Raw genomic sequence first — 15,601 nt, 5'->3', positions numbered from 1 at the left:
AAAAAAGGGGACTAATTGTCCCCTCGCACAAACTTCTGGACATTGGCCCCCATGCGCAAGACCTTCTCCAAAGTGCCAGGTGAGAGCCGCAACATCTCGTCCGACCAAGCGCCCAGCGTTTCCATGAAGCGCAGGGTCTCACGGACGCGGTCTTGAGTGTCCGCACGTTCGGCCTCAAAGCCCGGCTGGGACACCAGGTCCTTCAGCACCCGCACCGTGGGGTCGAACTCGCGCTCTTTGCGTTCGCGAACGATGGTGCGGAACAACTCCCAGACATCCAGCGAGGTCTCAAAGTAATCGCGCCGGTCGCCCAGGACTTGAGTCGCGCGGATTAAGTTCCAGCTTTGCAGCTCCTTCAGGCTGGTGCTGACATTGGAGCGGGCGATGGACAGGGTGTCGGCAATCTCTTCCGCATGCAAGGGTTTGCCGTGAAAGTAGAGCAGGGCGTGGACTTGGGCCACGCTGCGGTTCACGCCCCAAGCGGTGCCCATCTCACCCCAATGGACGATGAAGCGGCGGGCGGTCTCAGAAAGTTCCATGCCGCCATGATGCTGGTGTCCGATATTTCTGTCAAGACAGAAATTGATGCGACATCTTGGGCCACTCGGGGCGATCAGCAGTTCGCCCAAGTGCGTGGGGGCTTGCCAGCCCCTATGCTGCGGGGCCATGAATCTCGCACACCATCTCGCTCGCTGGGCCGCAGCCCAGCCCGAGCGTCCCGCGCTGTTTGAAGGGCCCGAGCCCACCGCGACCTACGTCGAGTGGGCGGCCCGCGCCAAGGCGTTGGCCCAGCACTTGCGCGCCGCAGGTTTGAATCCCGGGGACCGAGTCCTCCTGTTCATGCGCAACCACCCGCGCTATTTAGAAATTTTGTTCGGCGTGTGGTGGATGGGCGGCGTGGTGGTGCCGGTCAACGCCAAGCTCCACCCGAAAGAGCTGCAGTGGATCGCCCACAACGCGGGGGCACGCTGGGCCTTTGTCAGCCGAGACGCGCTGCCTGAAGGGGAGGCTGCAGGGGCAGGCTTGGAGCGCGTGGTTGACGTTGACAGCCCAGCGATGCTGGCCATGCTGGAAGCCGTGCCGGAGCCCAGCCTGCCTGTGGCCCAGCGCGCGCCCAACGACACCGCTTGGCTGTTCTACACCAGCGGCACGACGGGCCGGCCCAAGGGCGTGATGATCACCCACCGCAACCTGCAAACCATGGCGCTGGGCTACTTTGTGGATGTGGACACTGTGCAGGCGCAGGACGCCATCGTCTATGCCGCGCCCATGTCCCATGGCGCCGGGCTCTATGCTTTGCCGCATCTCTTGGCAGGGGCCCGGCATGTGGTGCCGTTGTCCGGCGGTTTTGATGCGGCGGAACTGTTCAGCCTGGGCCGCCACATCGGCCCGCTCTCGCTGTTTGCCGCGCCGACCATCGTCAAGCGCTTGGTGGACCATGCCGAGGCCCAGGGCTGGGGGCCTGAGGTCGCTGCACAGAGCTTCAAGACCATTGTCTACGGTGGCGCACCCATGTATGCCGCCGACATTCAACGTGCTTTGAGGGTGATGGGGCCGCGCTTTGTGCAGATCTACGGCCAGGGCGAGAGCCCCATGGTGGGCACGGCCCTGAGCCGGGCTGATTTGGGCGACACCTCGCAGCCGGAATATGTCGCCCGCCTGGCCTCGGTGGGGCGGGCGCAGTCCACCGTCCGGGTGCGGGTGGCCGATGAGCACGGCCAAGAAGTGGCGGTGGGCGAGGTCGGTGAAGTGCTGCTGGCGGGCGACAGCGTGATGGCGAGCTACTGGCAAGCCCCCGAAGCCACTGCCGCCGCCCTGCGTGAGGGCTGGCTGTGGACGGGCGACATGGGCTGCTTGGATGCAGCGGGCTACCTGACCCTGAAGGACCGCAGCAAAGACTTGATCATCAGCGGTGGTTCCAACATTTACCCGCGCGAGATCGAGGAGGTGCTGCTGCAGCACGCCGCTGTGGCCGAGGTTGCGGTGGTGGGCGCGCCCGACGCGGAGTGGGGCGAGTCGGTGGTCGCCTACGTGGTGCCACGCGGGTCCTCTGCACCAACGGCGGCCGCGCTGGACGCCCATGTGGTGGCCCATTTGGCGCGCTTCAAGCGCCCGAAGCGCTATGTGTGGGTGCAGAGCTTGCCCAAGAACAACTACGGCAAAGTGCTGAAGACCGCGCTGCGGGAGAGGTTGCAGGCCGACCCTGTGGGCGCGGATTTGGGACAATCGCCGCCATGAAATCCCCAGAACTGCTGCTGCCCGCCGGCTCACTCGCCAAGATGCGGGCCGCCTATGACTTTGGCGCCGACGCCGTGTACGCGGGCCAACCCCGCTATTCGCTGCGCGCCCGGAACAACGAGTTCCGCCTGGAGCAAATCGGCCAAGGCATTCAAGAGGCCCATGCGCGGGGCAAGAAGTTCTTTGTCACCAGCAACCTCATCGCCCACAACGACAAGGTTCGCACCTACCTGCGCGACATTGAGCCGGTGATTGCGCTGAAGCCCGACGCGCTCATCATGGCCGACCCCGGCCTCATCATGCAGGTGCGCGAGAAGTGGCCTGAAGTGGACATCCACCTCTCGGTGCAGGCCAACACCACCAATTGGGCCACGGTGAAGTTTTGGCAAAAGCTGGGGGTGCGCCGCATCATCCTCTCGCGCGAGTTGAGCCTGGACGAGATCGAAGGCATTCGCAACGAATGCCCCGACATGGAGTTGGAAGTTTTTGTGCACGGCGCGCTGTGCATCGCCTACTCGGGCCGTTGTTTGCTCAGCGGCTACTTCAACCGCCGCGACCCCAACCAAGGCACCTGCACCAACGCCTGCCGCTGGGAATATGGCACGCAAGCCGCCACCGAAAACTCAGCCAGTGGCGAGGCCATTCCTGTGGCCAAGCTGGACAGCGACTTCAACTTTGGCGAGGCCGCAGCCGAGGCCGAGAGCAATTTCTCCACCTGCGGCAGCGGCCAGCGCCACCCAGCGGCCGACCGCATCTATTTGCTGGAAGAAAAAGGCCGCCCCGGCGAGCTGATGCCCATCATGGAAGATGAGCACGGCACCTACATCATGAACAGCAAAGACCTGCGCGCGGTGGAGCATGTCGAGCGCTTGGCCAAGATTGGCGTCGACTCGCTCAAGATCGAAGGCCGCACCAAGAGCCTCTACTACGTGGCCCGCACGGCGCAGGTCTATCGGCGCGCCATTGATGATGCGGTGGCCGGCCGCCCCTTCAACCCCGAGTTGTTGATGGAGTTGGAAGGCTTGGCCAACCGCGGCTACACCGGTGGCTTGCTGGAGCGCCGCCCGGCCAACGACTACCAAAACTACGTCAGCGGCCACTCTGAGCTGCACCGCAGCCACTTTGTGGGCGAGGTACGCAGCGTGCGGGAAGACGGCTGGGTCGAGGTCGAAACAAAGAACAAGTTCTCGGTGGGCGACCGCATTGAAGTCATCCACCCCAGCGGCAACCGTGTGGTGGAGTTGAACGAGATGCGTAACCTCGACAATGAGCCGGTGCAGGTGGCGCAGGGCAGCCCCGTGCGGGTGTGGGTGCCGCTGGGCTTGCCCTCTGAGGGCGCGCTGCTCGCCCGCCTCTTGTAAGTTCAGCAGGGGCAGTGCAGCTGCAAGTGAATGGGCCGCCGCCCGGCCTTCTGCGGCTCACCCCAGCCGCTCACACCAACCGCATACGCCCCGCATAGCCCGTCATCTCCAGATAACCCCAACCCAGGCCCTCGCCGCTGGGCTGGGTCAGGCGGGCGGCGCCTTCCCAGTAGCGCATGCCGGTGCTCAGGCGGGCGTCGATCTCCTGGGCATCCAGCAGGGCGCTCAACTTGAATGTTCCGGCCGGGCAGCGGATCAACCATTCCACCGGGTAGCTGGCGCTGCTGCTGGGGCTGCGCCAATGGCGCAGCGGCTGCATGCTCAGTTCGTTGGGCGCAAAGTTGCGCAGCACACCCTGGGCATTGCGCCAACTGCCGCCGCTCCACAGCACGGAGCCATCGGCCCGCCGCAGGCGAAACACTGTCAGGGCACTGCCGTCCAAGAGGTTGAGGCCCGCCCAGTCCCAACCCACGGCTTCGTCTTGAGGCGCACTGGCTGAGCCCAGCAACTGGTCGCTCCACTCCTGGTCTAGCCAAGACATGCCTTGTAGGGGCTGCGCTTGCCCGCCCCAACGCAGCGTGGCTTGGGTGCGCATTTGTACCTGGCTGGTGTAGTGGCTGAACTGGTATTTACCTGGGCCTTTGCGGGAGAGCCCCCTCTCGCCCTGCAGCAAAACGGGCTGTGTGCACTGCAGCGTGAGGTCTAAGCCGAAGGCTTGACCCGGGCTTTGGCCCTGGAAGCGGGCCCTGTAGCGGCTCAGGCCCGCTGCATCCCCGTCCCCGCCAGCCTCGCGGCGCAGCCACCAGTCCCGCATCTGCACATGGCAGTCTCCCTCTTGGGCCTGCGCCACGCCGGGGTAGGCGCGGGCGAGACGCTGGTCATGCACCAGCCGGCCTTGGCGCAGGTCACTCAGGGCCACATGGCCAATCAAGACTTGGCGCGCGGCCAGGGCGCTCGGGTGGTCTGCGGGGGCCGGGCCCAACACCCTAAAGAAGGTGAGTTGGTAGCCAAAGGCTGGTCGAGCGTCCGGCCGGCCCGCGTCCGACGGGGTGTGCAGGATGCCGGTCAAGTACCACCATTCCAGGCGCGTCTGGGGGTGGGCGCCAAAGTCGCGGGGGAACTGCAAGCCTGGGGCCTTGGAGGCCCACGCCCAGCCGGGGCCGCCGAGCACAGCGGCCGAGGCCAAAACGCTGCGACGCGGGATCACCAGTCCTCCTTCACCGATTGCACGGCCGCTTTGCTGGCGGCTTGGCGGGCGGCCAACAGGGCCGATAGCACGCCGGCGGCAAACACCGTCAGCAGCAAGACCCCCAGACGCGGCCAAGGCAGGCTCATGTCCATGCTCCAGTGAAAGCTCTGGGGGTTCACCACCCAGATCAGCACGGCGCTCAAACCCAGGCCCAGCCCCAGCCCGGCCAGGCAACCCACGCTGCACAGCAAGGCCGACTCCGCTGCCAGCAGGCGCAAGACCCCCGCACGGGTCAAGCCCAAATGCAGCAGCAAGCCAAACTCCCGCCTGCGCGCCAGCACCTGGGCCGACTGGCTGGCGGCGATGCCAAACACGCCAATAGCCAAGGTCACCGCCTGCAGCCAGACGGTCACGGCAAAGCTGCGGTCAAAAATCTTCATCGACACCTCTCGCAGCTCTTGGCTGTCCGCCAGCTCCAGGTCGTCTGGCTGCGCCGCCAGCGCGCGCAAGGCCTGTTGCGCTTGGGCGCTGCTCTGGCCGGGGGCCAGCCAAACTTTCACCTCATTGATGCGCTGGTCTTGGGTCCAGGCTTGATAGTCGGAGAGCGGCATCAAGACGGCACCGCTTTGGCGGGCGTAGTCGCGCCAAACGCCGCGGACAAAGCCCTGGAGCGGCGGCAGCTCAGAGCGCAGGCGCATCGCCACTGAGTCGCCGGTTTGGAGCTGCAGGCTGTCTCGCAAGGCCTCGCTGATGTAGATGGGCGTCTGGCCGGATGGCGTCTCGGCGGTGGCCAGGGCTTGCGCCAGCGGCAATTGCGCTTCGTCCACCTTCTTGGCCAGCAAGGCAAAACGCTGGCCGCCCATTTGCACCTCGTCACTGCGCTGGGGTTCGAACGCCCGCACGACGCTGCTGGATTGCAGCGCCGCGAGGAAGGCCGGTGGCAGGGGCGCCGACAGGCTGGCGCTGCCTTGCTGGACCTGCAGGCTGGAGCGCAGATACAGGTCGGCGGGCAACATCTGGTTCAGCCACTGGGTGAGTGAATCCCTGAAGCTGCCCACCATTACCAGCATGGCCACCGACAAACTCAGGCTCACCAGCACCCCGGCCAGCGCCCGGCTGGCCTCGCCGGCTTGGTCGCGGGCGCGTTGCTCCACCAGCAAGACCAGGGCTTGCTGCTTTGCACCGGGCCAGCCACGCAGCAGGGCCAGGCCGGCCCGCAAGGCGGTGGGCACCGTGGCGATGCCTCCCAGCAGCATGCACAGCATGGCGGCATAGGCCGCCAGGGGGACACCCGCCAGCGGCCAGGTCTTGGGCGGTGGGGGCAGCAGCGCCAAGCCCAAGCCCAAGAGCAGCAGCAGCGGCCCCAGCCAAGGGGGGGTGGACGGGCCGCTGCCACTGCCCAGGCCTTTGAGCACCTGGGCCGCTGGCAGGCGCCTCACCGTCAGCGCGGGCAGGGCGGCACTGAGCAGGCTCAAGGCCAAGCCCAGCCCCCCAAACAGCCCGGCGGCGGCCCAAGGCAGTTGCGTCACGCTCATGCCAGCAGACAGATGGCCCAAGCCCAAATTGGCGCCCAAGGCCTGCAAAGCCCATTGCGCCACCCCCCAGCCCAAGGCCAAACCCAGCACACTGCCCAAGCCGCCCAAGAGTGCGGCCTCTAGCAGCACCAAGCGCGCCCGCTCGGCGCCCGTCATGCCCAGCACGCCCAGCAAGGCCCACTGCGGCAAGCGCTGGGCCACGGACAAAGACATCACCGCGAACACCAAAAAGCTGCCCGTGAACAGGGCCATCAGCGAGAGCAAGCTGAGGTTGACCCGATAGGCCCGAGTCATCTCGCTGAGGCGGGAGCCCTCATCCAGGGGTGGTGCCGCGCTGACGCCAGCAGGCCAACGCTGCGCGGCTGCCCACTGCGCGGCGTCCACACCCGCCGCCAGCCGCACATCGATCCTGTCGAGCCGGCCCAGTTTGCCCAGCACCAGTTGGGCCGCTGCGATGTCCAAGACCGCTAAGGGGGAGCCAGCGGCCCGATGGCTGGGGCCGATCTTGAAGGTGTGGCTTTGCGCTTGGCCAGTGTCGGCCTGAGCGACTCGCAGGCTCAAGGTGTGAGCCTGGCCGCCGAGCCTTTGTTGGGCGGCAGGGTTGAGCGAGATGATCTGCGGGTCCAGCCCTGCCAGGGGGCTGGCGGGCAGGGTGTCTGCGGCACGATCTTGCGGCAGCAAGTCGGGGTGGAGCGAGGCCCCTTGTAGCAGGTCCCAGCCCACCAGGCGCAGGCCAAAGGCCTGGCCTTGCACATCGTGCGCCAAGGCTTGGCCGTCCAGGCGGGGCGAGGCCCACTGCACTTGGGGGTCTGCCGCCAAGTTGGCCAAGAGGGCTTCGGGCAGGCCCAGGGCCGCCTCAGAGCGCAGCACCACATCGGGCTGGCCTTGCAGGCTGGTCGCGGCGCTGGAGAACTCCGCCAAGGCGGTGCTGTTGAGCACATGGACGGCAAAGCCCAGGGCCACGCCCAGGACAATGGCCAACAAGGCCAGCCCTTGGCGCCCGGCCTGGTCACGCAGCGCCGGCCAGCTCAGCTCGGCAAAGAGGCGCAGTGAGCGGCTCAGGCCCACGGGCGGATTCCCTGTTCGTCCAGCCGCAGTGCTCGGTCCGCGCGTGCTGCGGCCTGCTCAGAGTGGGTGACCAGCAAGCAGGCGGCCCCTTCGGCGCGCACCTGAGCCAGCAGCAGGTCCATCACCTCTCGCGCATGGCGGGCGTCCAGGTTGCCGGTGGGCTCATCGGCCAGGATCAAAGCAGGTTGGTGCACCAAGGCCCGCGCGATGGCGACCCTCTGCAACTGACCGCCAGAGAGCTGGCGGGGCAGGCGTGCGCCCAAGCTGCCCAAGCCCACCGCGTCCAGCATGGCTTGCACCCGCGCGGGGTCGGGCCGGTGCAGCAGCAGCAAGGGCAGGGCCACGTTTTGCGCCACGCTTAGGTGGGGCAGCACATGAAAGGCCTGGAACACAAAACCCAGTTTGGCCCGGCGCAGCTCGGCGCGACCCGCTTCATCGAGCTCTGCGAGGCATTGTCCGTCGATGTCTATCGTGCCGGCGTCAGGCTCGTCCAATCCAGCCAGGCAATTGAGCAGCGTCGATTTGCCCGTGCCCGACTCACCCAGCAACGCCACCAACTCACCGCGCTCCAGCGTTAAGTCGACGGCCCGAAACACGGCGCTGTCGCCATAGGCTTTGGCCAGACCTTGGGCGCGCAAGAGAGGACTCATGGGGGAATTCTCTCTGACCAAGCCATGCACAGACGCGTGCCCATCAAGCAGCATCGCCGTTGTTCATGAAGTCTTGCTGTTCGAGCAAGGCCAAGAGCTCGCGGGAAATGCCTTGCATGGCGATGGGCGAGTACTTCAGCTCTGAGGTGTAGAACTGCGCCAAGGAGGTGATGCCATGCTCAGCCCAGCGCTGGCGTGCATCGGCGCTCAGGCTTTGGTAGCGCTGCAGGCCGCGCTCGTCCCGCTGGGCATACAGCGCGTCGATCTGCTCAGGCTGGGCGCGCTGATAACGCTCGCGATGCAGGTAAGCGGCCAGGGGCAGGCGGTCGCGCGGCTGGGGCACTTCAGCGGGCCAGCCCAGCACCAAGCTGGTCACGGGCAGGGTGCCTGGCGGCAGCGCCAAGAAGCGGGCGATCTCTGGCGCAGCGTTCAAGGTGGTGCCCAGGTAGCAAATGCCCAAGCCCTCGGCCTCGCAGGCCAAGGCCATGCTTTGCGCAAGGATCAAGGCGTCAAAGGCGGCCACCAGAAAGCCGTGGAAGTTGTTGAAGTTGTCCCTCGCCTCATGCCGCGCCAGCCAGTCGCGCGTGCGCCGCGCCTCGGCGCAAAAAGTCAGCATCACCGGCGCTTGCAAGATCATGGCTTGCTCGCCGTGCAGGCGGAACAACTCGGCCTTGCGCGCCGCATCTCGCGTCTCGACCACCGCATAGGTGTTGAGATTGCCCGAGCTGGAGCTGCCGAGGATGGCGGCTTCGAGCAGGCCGTCCGTGAGCTCGGTGGGCACATCGTCAGGCTTGAAGGCACGGATGGAGCGGTGGGCGCGCAGCAGGCTTTGGAGGTTGCAGTCAGTCATGGCAGAGGCTTCACGCCAGTGGTAGAGCCAAAGAAAAAGCCCAGGGCTTGCGCGCTGGGCTTTGGGCTGAAGGCCTTGCGGCCTTTCAGGGGTTTCAGGCGGTCACGCTCTTGGCATTGTCCACGTACTCTTCGATCTGGTCGAAGTTCATGTACTTGTAGATCTGATCCGCCTTCGCCGTAATCACGCCGGTGGCCGCCAGGTACTCTTCCTTGGTCGGCAGCTTGCCCAGCTTGGACGCCACAGCGGCCAACTCGGCCGAGCCCAGGAACACATTGGTGTTCTTGCCCAAGCGGTTGGGGAAGTTGCGGGTGGAGGTGGAGATGACCGTCGCGCCTTCGCGCACTTGGGCCTGGTTGCCCATGCACAGGCTGCAGCCCGGCATTTCGGTGCGGGCACCGGCGGCGCCGAAGTTGGCGTAGTGGCCTTCCTTCATCAGCTCGGAGGCGTCCATCTTGGTGGGCGGTGCCACCCAGAGCTTGACGGGGATGTCACGGGCGCCGCCCAAGACCGTGGCGGCCGCGCGGAAGTGGCCGATGTTGGTCATGCACGAGCCAATGAAGGCCTCGTCGATCTTGGTGCCTGCGACTTCAGACAGGAACTTGGCGTCGTCTGGGTCGTTGGGGCAGCAGACGATGGGCTCCTTGATGTCGGCCAGGTCGATCTCGATCACGGCGGCGTACTCGGCGTCCTTGTCGGCTTCCAGCAACTGCGGGTTGGCCAACCAGGCTTCGACCTTCTCGATGCGGCGCTGCAGCGTCTTGGCGTCGGCATAGCCGTCGGCGATCATGTTCTTCATCAACACGATGTTTGAGGTCAGGTACTCCGCCACAGGCTCCTTGTTGAGCTTGATGGTGCAACCTGCGGCCGAGCGCTCAGCCGAAGCGTCGCTCAGTTCAAATGCTTGCTCGACCTTCAGGTCTGGCAGGCCTTCGATCTCCAGGATGCGACCGGAGAAGACATTCTTCTTGCCGGCCTTGGCCACGGTCAACAGACCGGCCTTGATGGCGTACAGCGGGATGGCATGGACCAGGTCACGCAGGGTGACACCGGGTTGCATCTGGCCTTTGAAGCGCACCAGCACGGATTCGGGCATGTCCAAGGGCATCACGCCGGTGGCAGCACCGAAGGCCACGAGGCCGGAGCCCGCGGGGAAGGAGATGCCGATGGGGAAGCGGGTGTGGCTGTCGCCGCCGGTGCCCACGGTATCGGGCAGCAGCAAGCGGTTGAGCCAAGAGTGGATCACGCCGTCGCCGGGGCGCAAGGCCACGCCGCCACGGTTGGAGATGAAGGCCGGCAGCTCGCGGTGCATCTTGGCATCCACGGGCTTGGGGTAGGCGGCGGTGTGGCAGAACGATTGCATCACCAAGTCGGCCGAGAAGCCCAGGCAAGCCAAGTCCTTCAGCTCGTCACGGGTCATCGGGCCGGTGGTGTCTTGCGAGCCCACGGTGGTCATCTTGGGCTCGCAATAGGTGCCGGGGCGCACGCCTTGGCCTTCGGGCATGCCGACGGCACGGCCGACCATCTTTTGTGCCAGCGTGAAGCCAGCCTTGGTGGCGGCCGGCGCGGTGGGCAGGCGGAACTGGGTGGACGCAGGCAGGCCCAGGAACTCACGGGCCTTGGCCGTCAGGCTGCGGCCGATGATCAGGTTGATACGGCCGCCGGCGCGCACTTCGTCGAACAGCACGTCGCTCTTGAGCTTGAAGGCCGTGACTTCAGTGCCAGCCTTCATGATCTTGCCGTCGTAGGGCAGGATGTCGATGACATCGCCCATCTCCAGCTTGCTCACGTCCACTTCGATGGGCAGGGAGCCGGAGTCTTCTTGGGTGTTGAAGAAGATGGGGGCGATCTTGCCGCCCAGGGTCACGCCACCAAAGCGCTTGTTGGGCACGAAGGGGATGTCTTGGCCGGTGGCCCAGACCACCGAGTTGGTGGCCGACTTGCGGCTGGAGCCGGTGCCCACCACGTCGCCTACATAGGCAACCAAGTTGCCCTTTTTCTTCAGGTCTTCGATGAACTGCATGGGGCCGCGCTTGCCGTCTTCTTCGGGCTTGAAGGCCGCATCAGCGCGGGTGTTCTTCAGCATGGCCAGATAGTGCAGCGGGATGTCTGGGCGGCTCCAAGCGTCGGGAGCGGGCGACAGGTCGTCGGTGTTGGTTTCACCAGGCACCTTGAAGACGGTGACGGTGATGGTCTTGGGCACTTCGGGACGGCTGGTGAACCACTCGGCATCGGCCCAGCTTTGCATCACTTCCTTGGCTTTGGCGTTGCCGGCCTTGGCCTTGGCAGCCACGTCGTTGAAGTAATCGAACATCAGCAAGGTCTTCTTCAGACCTTCGGCGGCCACGCCGGCGACTTCGGCGTCGTCCAGCAGCTCAATCAGGGGGTGCACGTTGTAGCCGCCCACCATGGTGCCCAGCAGCTCGGTGGCTTTGGCTTTGCTGATCAAACCGACCTTGAGGTCACCATGGGCCACGGCCGCCAAGAAGCTGGCCTTGACCTTGGCAGCGTCGTCCACGCCCGGGGGCACGCGGTGGGTGAGCAAGTCCAGCAGGAAAGCATCTTCGCCAGCCGGAGGGTTCTTGATCAGCTCGATCAGGGCATCGACCTGCTTGGCGTCAAGGGGCAGCGGCGGGATACCGAGCGCGGCGCGTTCGGCGGCATGTTGGCGATAGGCTTGCAGCATGTCTAGGCTCCTGAGGGGCGGTGAGTGAAGATCAGGGTATCTACCGTATTTTATATCTTATATAAGACTTGCCAAGCCCTGTCTCTGTATCTTGGCGGGGGAGATTGTGGTCTGAGCATCCTGACACCAGAGCCTGTGTCCGAGTGAGTGGCAGGGGCAAGGCCCAAGAAAAAGGCGCCTCCAGGGAGGCGCCTTCAACAGATGTGCAGCAATGGGCGGGGTCAGTTGCCCATCATGGAGGGGGCGGCAGGTTGGGCTTGAGCCTCGGCCTTGGCTTGGGCTTGCTTTTCGTGCATACATTCGTCCACGATTCGCCGGCCAACTTTGACGTCCATGAGCATGGACTTGTGAGCAATCTGCAGCATCATGGTTTGGCCCTTGACATCTTCTAGGCGCAGCGCCCCGGTCGAGGACAGCACCGGCTTCATGGTCCAGCGCTGTTTACCAAAGAGCACATCCACATAGCCGTCGAACTTGGGGTTCATGGCTACCTGGACCGACTTGCTTTGCTCGCATTGGTAATCGCCGAAATGGGTCATGGCTGCAGCAGCCAATTGCTCATCTTCGGCAGCAGGTAAGGGCGGCTCAGCTTTGGTGGCCTTCACGGCCTTGGCTTTGGCCGCAGCCTTTTTGACGGGCTCTGTGGCCCCCGCAGATGCGGCACTCAACATACAAGCCAGGGCAGTCGCCGCAGCGATAAAAGGACGAATCATCCGGTGTCTCCAAATCAAAACTCAGGGGCCATTGTCACCACCCCGAGGGCAGCGACTGTGACGGAACGTGAACAGTCTTCCTGTGGACCTTAGCCCAAGTGCTGAAAGAAAGGCTGCACTTCAGGGGGAAGCTGCGGGCCTTGCGCAAATGATGTGCGATGTGCGCGTTGCAGCACTTGCCAGAAGTAACGGTAACTGGCGCGGTCGTGCAGTTGTTCTCGCCCCTGATGTTGGTGGCGAATGGGGCCCCAGTGCGCAGCCTGGGCCGCCAAAAGAATCTGCGCCGCTTGCTCCACCTCGCTGGCGCTGGGGGTGAAGGCTTGGACGATGGTGCGGATCTGGTCGGGGTGGATGCTCCACATGCGGGTATAGCCCAGACGCTGCGAGGCTTGCAGCGCGGCGGCCTTCAAGGCGGTTTGGTCCTTGAATTCGGTGACGACGCAGTGCGAAGGCACTTTGGCATGCGCATGGCAGGCAGCAGCGATCTCTAGCTTGGCCCGCAGCACCAAGGGGTGTTCAAACTGTCCGACGGCGCCCATGGCACTTTGAGGAATGGCGCCGCGGTGGGCGGATACAAAGTCCATCAAGCCGAAAGACAAAGACTCCAGACGGGGGTGGGCCGCCAGGCTGTGGACGGCCTGCAGGGCGCCGTGAGTCTCCACCAAGGCATGCAAGGGAATGCGGCGTGCAAGACCATCTGACTTGCTCAAGGCGTCGACCGCGTCGGCGGCGCGCTGAATGTCCGCCAGGCTTTCTGGCTTGGGGATCATCAGATAGGCCATGCGGTGGCCGGCCTTGGGAATCAAGACTTCCAGCATGGCCTCGAATGCGGCATGCGAAGCGGGCACTACGCGTGCGCCGACGCGCCCATGCGCATTCAGCGGGGAGGTCAGCAATTCGGCCATCAGGTGAGCATGTTCGACCTCGCCACCCACTGGCGCACCGTCCTCGCCGTCCAGCGTCACGTCAAACACAGGGCCCCACTCAGCCTGCAGCTCCAGGCTCTTGCGCATGCGGGCCTCGACGCCACAGTAATGGTCGCAGACGGGCAGATCGGGGGCGGCGGGGCCATCTTCGACCAGTGCCAGGTGAGGAGGGGTCAGTGCAGACATGATGAATGCCAGGGTTTGTGCATCGAAGAATGAGAAAAGGCTGCCCAGGGGCAGCCTTTCAATCTAACAGCTTGAATGCTGAAAGTGCGGATCAGAGCAGATGCTTGACGCCGTCTTTTTCGCCTTCGAGCTCAGCCAGCGTCTTGTTGATGCACTCTTGCGAGAAGGCGTCGATGGGCAGGCCTTCAACAATCTTGTACTCGCCGCCTTCGCAGGTGACGGGGTAGCCGAACATGACTTCCTTGGGGATGCCGTATTCGCCATTGGACGGAATGCCCATGGTGACCCACTTGCCATTGGTGCCCAGGGCCCAGTCGCGCATGTGGTCGATGGCAGCGTTAGCCGCCGATGCGGCAGAAGACAGGCCGCGAGCGGCGATGATGGCGGCACCGCGCTTGCCCACGGTGGGCAAGAAGGTGTTGGCATTCCAGTCGTGGTCGTTGATGGTGTCCTTGACCGACTTGCCGTTGACCGTGGCGAAGCGGTAGTCCGCGTACATGGTGGGCGAGTGGTTGCCCCAAACGGCCAACTTTTCGATGTCGCCCACAGCGCAGCCGATCTTGGCGGCGATTTGGCTGGCAGCACGGTTGTGGTCCAGGCGCAGCATGGCGGTGAAGTTCTTGGCCGGCAGATTCGGGGCCGACTTCATGGCGATGTAGGCGTTGGTGTTGGCAGGGTTGCCGACCACCAGCACGCGCACATTGCGCGAGGCGACGGCGTTCAGGGCCTTGCCCTGGGCGGTGAAGATCTGGGCGTTGGCAGCCAGCAGGTCGGCACGCTCCATGCCGGGGCCACGAGGACGTGCGCCGACGAGCAGGGCGTAGTCCGTGTCCTTGAAGGCGGTCATCGGGTCAGCGTGGGCCTCAATGCCAGCCAGCAGCGGGAAGGCGCAGTCTTCCAGTTCCATGATCACGCCCTTGAGCGCGTTCTGGGCCTTTTCGTCCGGGATCTCCAGCAGTTGCAGGATGACGGGCTGGTCCTTGCCCAGCATTTCGCCGGAGGCAATGCGGAACAACAGGGCATAGCCGATTTGACCAGCGGCGCCAGTGACGGCCACGCGAACGGGTTTCTTGCTCATGGTGATAACTCCGGGAAGTGGGGGAAAGTGTGAGACGCACACCGCGCAGGTGTTCGGTGGGCGTCGGCGCTGCGGAGTATCGCTAAGCAGGCTGACACCGGCATGAACCCGGCTGGGAGACGAACACGTGAGTGTAGCGGCGAGTCTAAGGGTCAACCCGAGGAGTGTCAATATTCTTATGTCTTATATAAGACATCAATCGGATAAGTCTGGACGACCCTATTGGGGATGTGCTGCAATCCCGCCCCATGCCTGCTGCTTTACCCCAAGACTCGCCTGATGCTGAACCGGCCTTGCCTGCTGGTCCGGCCTTCAGCCCTTTGTATCAGCAGATCAAGGCTTTGTTGGTGCGCAGCCTGCAGGGCGGTGAGTGGAAGCCCGGAGAGGCCATTCCCAGCGAGGTGGAATTGGCAGCGCGCTATCGTGTCAGCCAAGGGACGGTGCGCAAAGCCATTGATGAGCTTGCGACCGAGAATTTGCTGGTCCGTCGGCAAGGCAAGGGTACATTCGTTGCGACGCATGCCGAAGAGAATACCCAGTACCGCTTCTTGCGCCTGACGCCCGACGCTGGGCCTGCAAGCGGCATGGCGCGTCGTTTTTTGGATTGCAAGCGCATGCGTGCGCCTCAAGACGTTGCCAAAGCCTTGGGTTTGAAGGCGGGTGAGAGTGCGCTGTTGGTGCGCCGAACTTTGGCGCGCAATGGGCAGCCTGTTGTGCTGGACGAGATTTGGCTGCCCTCAGGCCTGTTCAAGGGCCTGACCGCAGAGCGATTGAGTCAATATGCTGGACCGATGTATGGTCTTTTTGAAACGGATTTTGGGGTGCGCATGATCCGGGCCGAAGAGAAGATCAGGGCCGTGGCGGCGGATGCTGCGACGGCTGAATTGATGCAGGTGGCGGCGGGCTCCCCGTTGTTGAGCGTGGAGCGTCTCTCACACACCTATGGTGACAAGCCCGTCGAATTGCGGCGCGGGCTCTATAACACGTTGGCTCACTACTACAGAAATGAGTTGCAGTGAGCTTGCGCAAATAGCTGCAACGTCAGATGTGGCAAGGCCCCTGAAAGCTTGCTGCGATGCAATAAAATCCTCAGGTTTCATCGCGATTACTTCCCGAGCGAC

The 15,601-nt window shown here is 64.4% G+C and carries 12 protein-coding genes; 3 read left to right on the top strand and 9 right to left on the bottom strand.

Annotated elements, in window-relative coordinates; translation table 11 throughout:
- Nucleotides 1-11 precede the first annotated feature (11 nt).
- Nucleotides 12-539, bottom strand: a complete 528-nt coding sequence (locus KAK11_RS07690; RefSeq protein WP_210807869.1) for a GbsR/MarR family transcriptional regulator — start codon at nt 537-539, stop codon at nt 12-14.
- 127 nt (nt 540-666) lie between these two features.
- Here KAK11_RS07690 and KAK11_RS07685 point away from each other — a divergent pair, with 127 nt between their 5' ends.
- Entirely contained in the window at nt 667-2,238 is a 1,572-nt protein-coding gene (locus tag KAK11_RS07685) for a class I adenylate-forming enzyme family protein (RefSeq protein ID WP_210807867.1), read from the top strand.
- Nucleotides 2,235-3,599, top strand: a complete 1,365-nt coding sequence (gene trhP, locus KAK11_RS07680; protein WP_210807865.1) for a prephenate-dependent tRNA uridine(34) hydroxylase TrhP — start codon at nt 2,235-2,237, stop codon at nt 3,597-3,599. The genes KAK11_RS07685 and trhP overlap by 4 nt, the downstream gene beginning before the upstream one ends.
- A gap of 70 nt (nt 3,600-3,669) precedes the next feature.
- Here the strand turns inward: trhP and KAK11_RS07675 are convergent, their stop codons facing one another.
- From KAK11_RS07675 to KAK11_RS07640, 8 genes are all read right to left on the bottom strand, one after another.
- On the bottom strand, nt 3,670-4,806 hold the full coding sequence (locus KAK11_RS07675) for a lipocalin-like domain-containing protein (protein WP_210807863.1): 1,137 nt from the start codon (nt 4,804-4,806) through the stop codon (nt 3,670-3,672).
- Nucleotides 4,803-7,391 (bottom strand): ABC transporter permease, encoded by a 2,589-nt coding sequence (locus tag KAK11_RS07670; RefSeq protein WP_210807861.1) that lies wholly within the window; start codon nt 7,389-7,391, stop codon nt 4,803-4,805. Before KAK11_RS07670 ends, KAK11_RS07675 begins: the two co-directional genes overlap by 4 nt.
- Nucleotides 7,382-8,041, bottom strand: a complete 660-nt coding sequence (locus KAK11_RS07665; RefSeq protein WP_210807859.1) for an ABC transporter ATP-binding protein — start codon at nt 8,039-8,041, stop codon at nt 7,382-7,384. The genes KAK11_RS07670 and KAK11_RS07665 overlap by 10 nt, the downstream gene beginning before the upstream one ends.
- Before the next feature lie 43 nt (nt 8,042-8,084).
- On the bottom strand, nt 8,085-8,891 hold the full coding sequence (locus KAK11_RS07660) for a nitroreductase family protein (RefSeq protein ID WP_210807857.1): 807 nt from the start codon (nt 8,889-8,891) through the stop codon (nt 8,085-8,087).
- 94 nt (nt 8,892-8,985) lie between these two features.
- Nucleotides 8,986-11,577: a bifunctional aconitate hydratase 2/2-methylisocitrate dehydratase gene (acnB, locus tag KAK11_RS07655; protein ID WP_210807855.1), complete on the bottom strand. Its 2,592-nt coding sequence runs from the start codon at nt 11,575-11,577 to the stop codon at nt 8,986-8,988.
- A 221-nt stretch (nt 11,578-11,798) separates the two neighbouring features.
- The gene (locus tag KAK11_RS07650) at nt 11,799-12,290 is read right to left on the bottom strand and encodes a hypothetical protein (RefSeq protein ID WP_210807853.1); all 492 of its coding nucleotides are present in this window, start codon (nt 12,288-12,290) and stop codon (nt 11,799-11,801) included.
- 89 nt (nt 12,291-12,379) lie between these two features.
- Nucleotides 12,380-13,402, bottom strand: a complete 1,023-nt coding sequence (locus KAK11_RS07645; RefSeq protein ID WP_210807851.1) for an HpcH/HpaI aldolase/citrate lyase family protein — start codon at nt 13,400-13,402, stop codon at nt 12,380-12,382.
- 91 nt (nt 13,403-13,493) lie between these two features.
- The gene (locus KAK11_RS07640) at nt 13,494-14,480 is read right to left on the bottom strand and encodes a malate dehydrogenase (RefSeq protein ID WP_210807849.1); all 987 of its coding nucleotides are present in this window, start codon (nt 14,478-14,480) and stop codon (nt 13,494-13,496) included.
- A gap of 248 nt (nt 14,481-14,728) precedes the next feature.
- On the opposite strand from KAK11_RS07640, the gene KAK11_RS07635 reads away from it, so the two are divergent.
- On the top strand, nt 14,729-15,499 hold the full coding sequence (locus KAK11_RS07635; protein ID WP_210807847.1) for a GntR family transcriptional regulator: 771 nt from the start codon (nt 14,729-14,731) through the stop codon (nt 15,497-15,499).
- Nucleotides 15,500-15,601 lie beyond the last annotated feature (102 nt).

It is taken from the genome of Ideonella paludis, assembly GCF_018069865.1.
In the GTDB taxonomy this organism is placed as follows: Bacteria; Pseudomonadota; Gammaproteobacteria; order Burkholderiales; family Burkholderiaceae_C; genus Ideonella; species Ideonella paludis.
The sequence above is the reverse complement of the archived record's forward strand: the minus strand, read 5'-3'. Positions and strand labels throughout refer to the sequence as shown.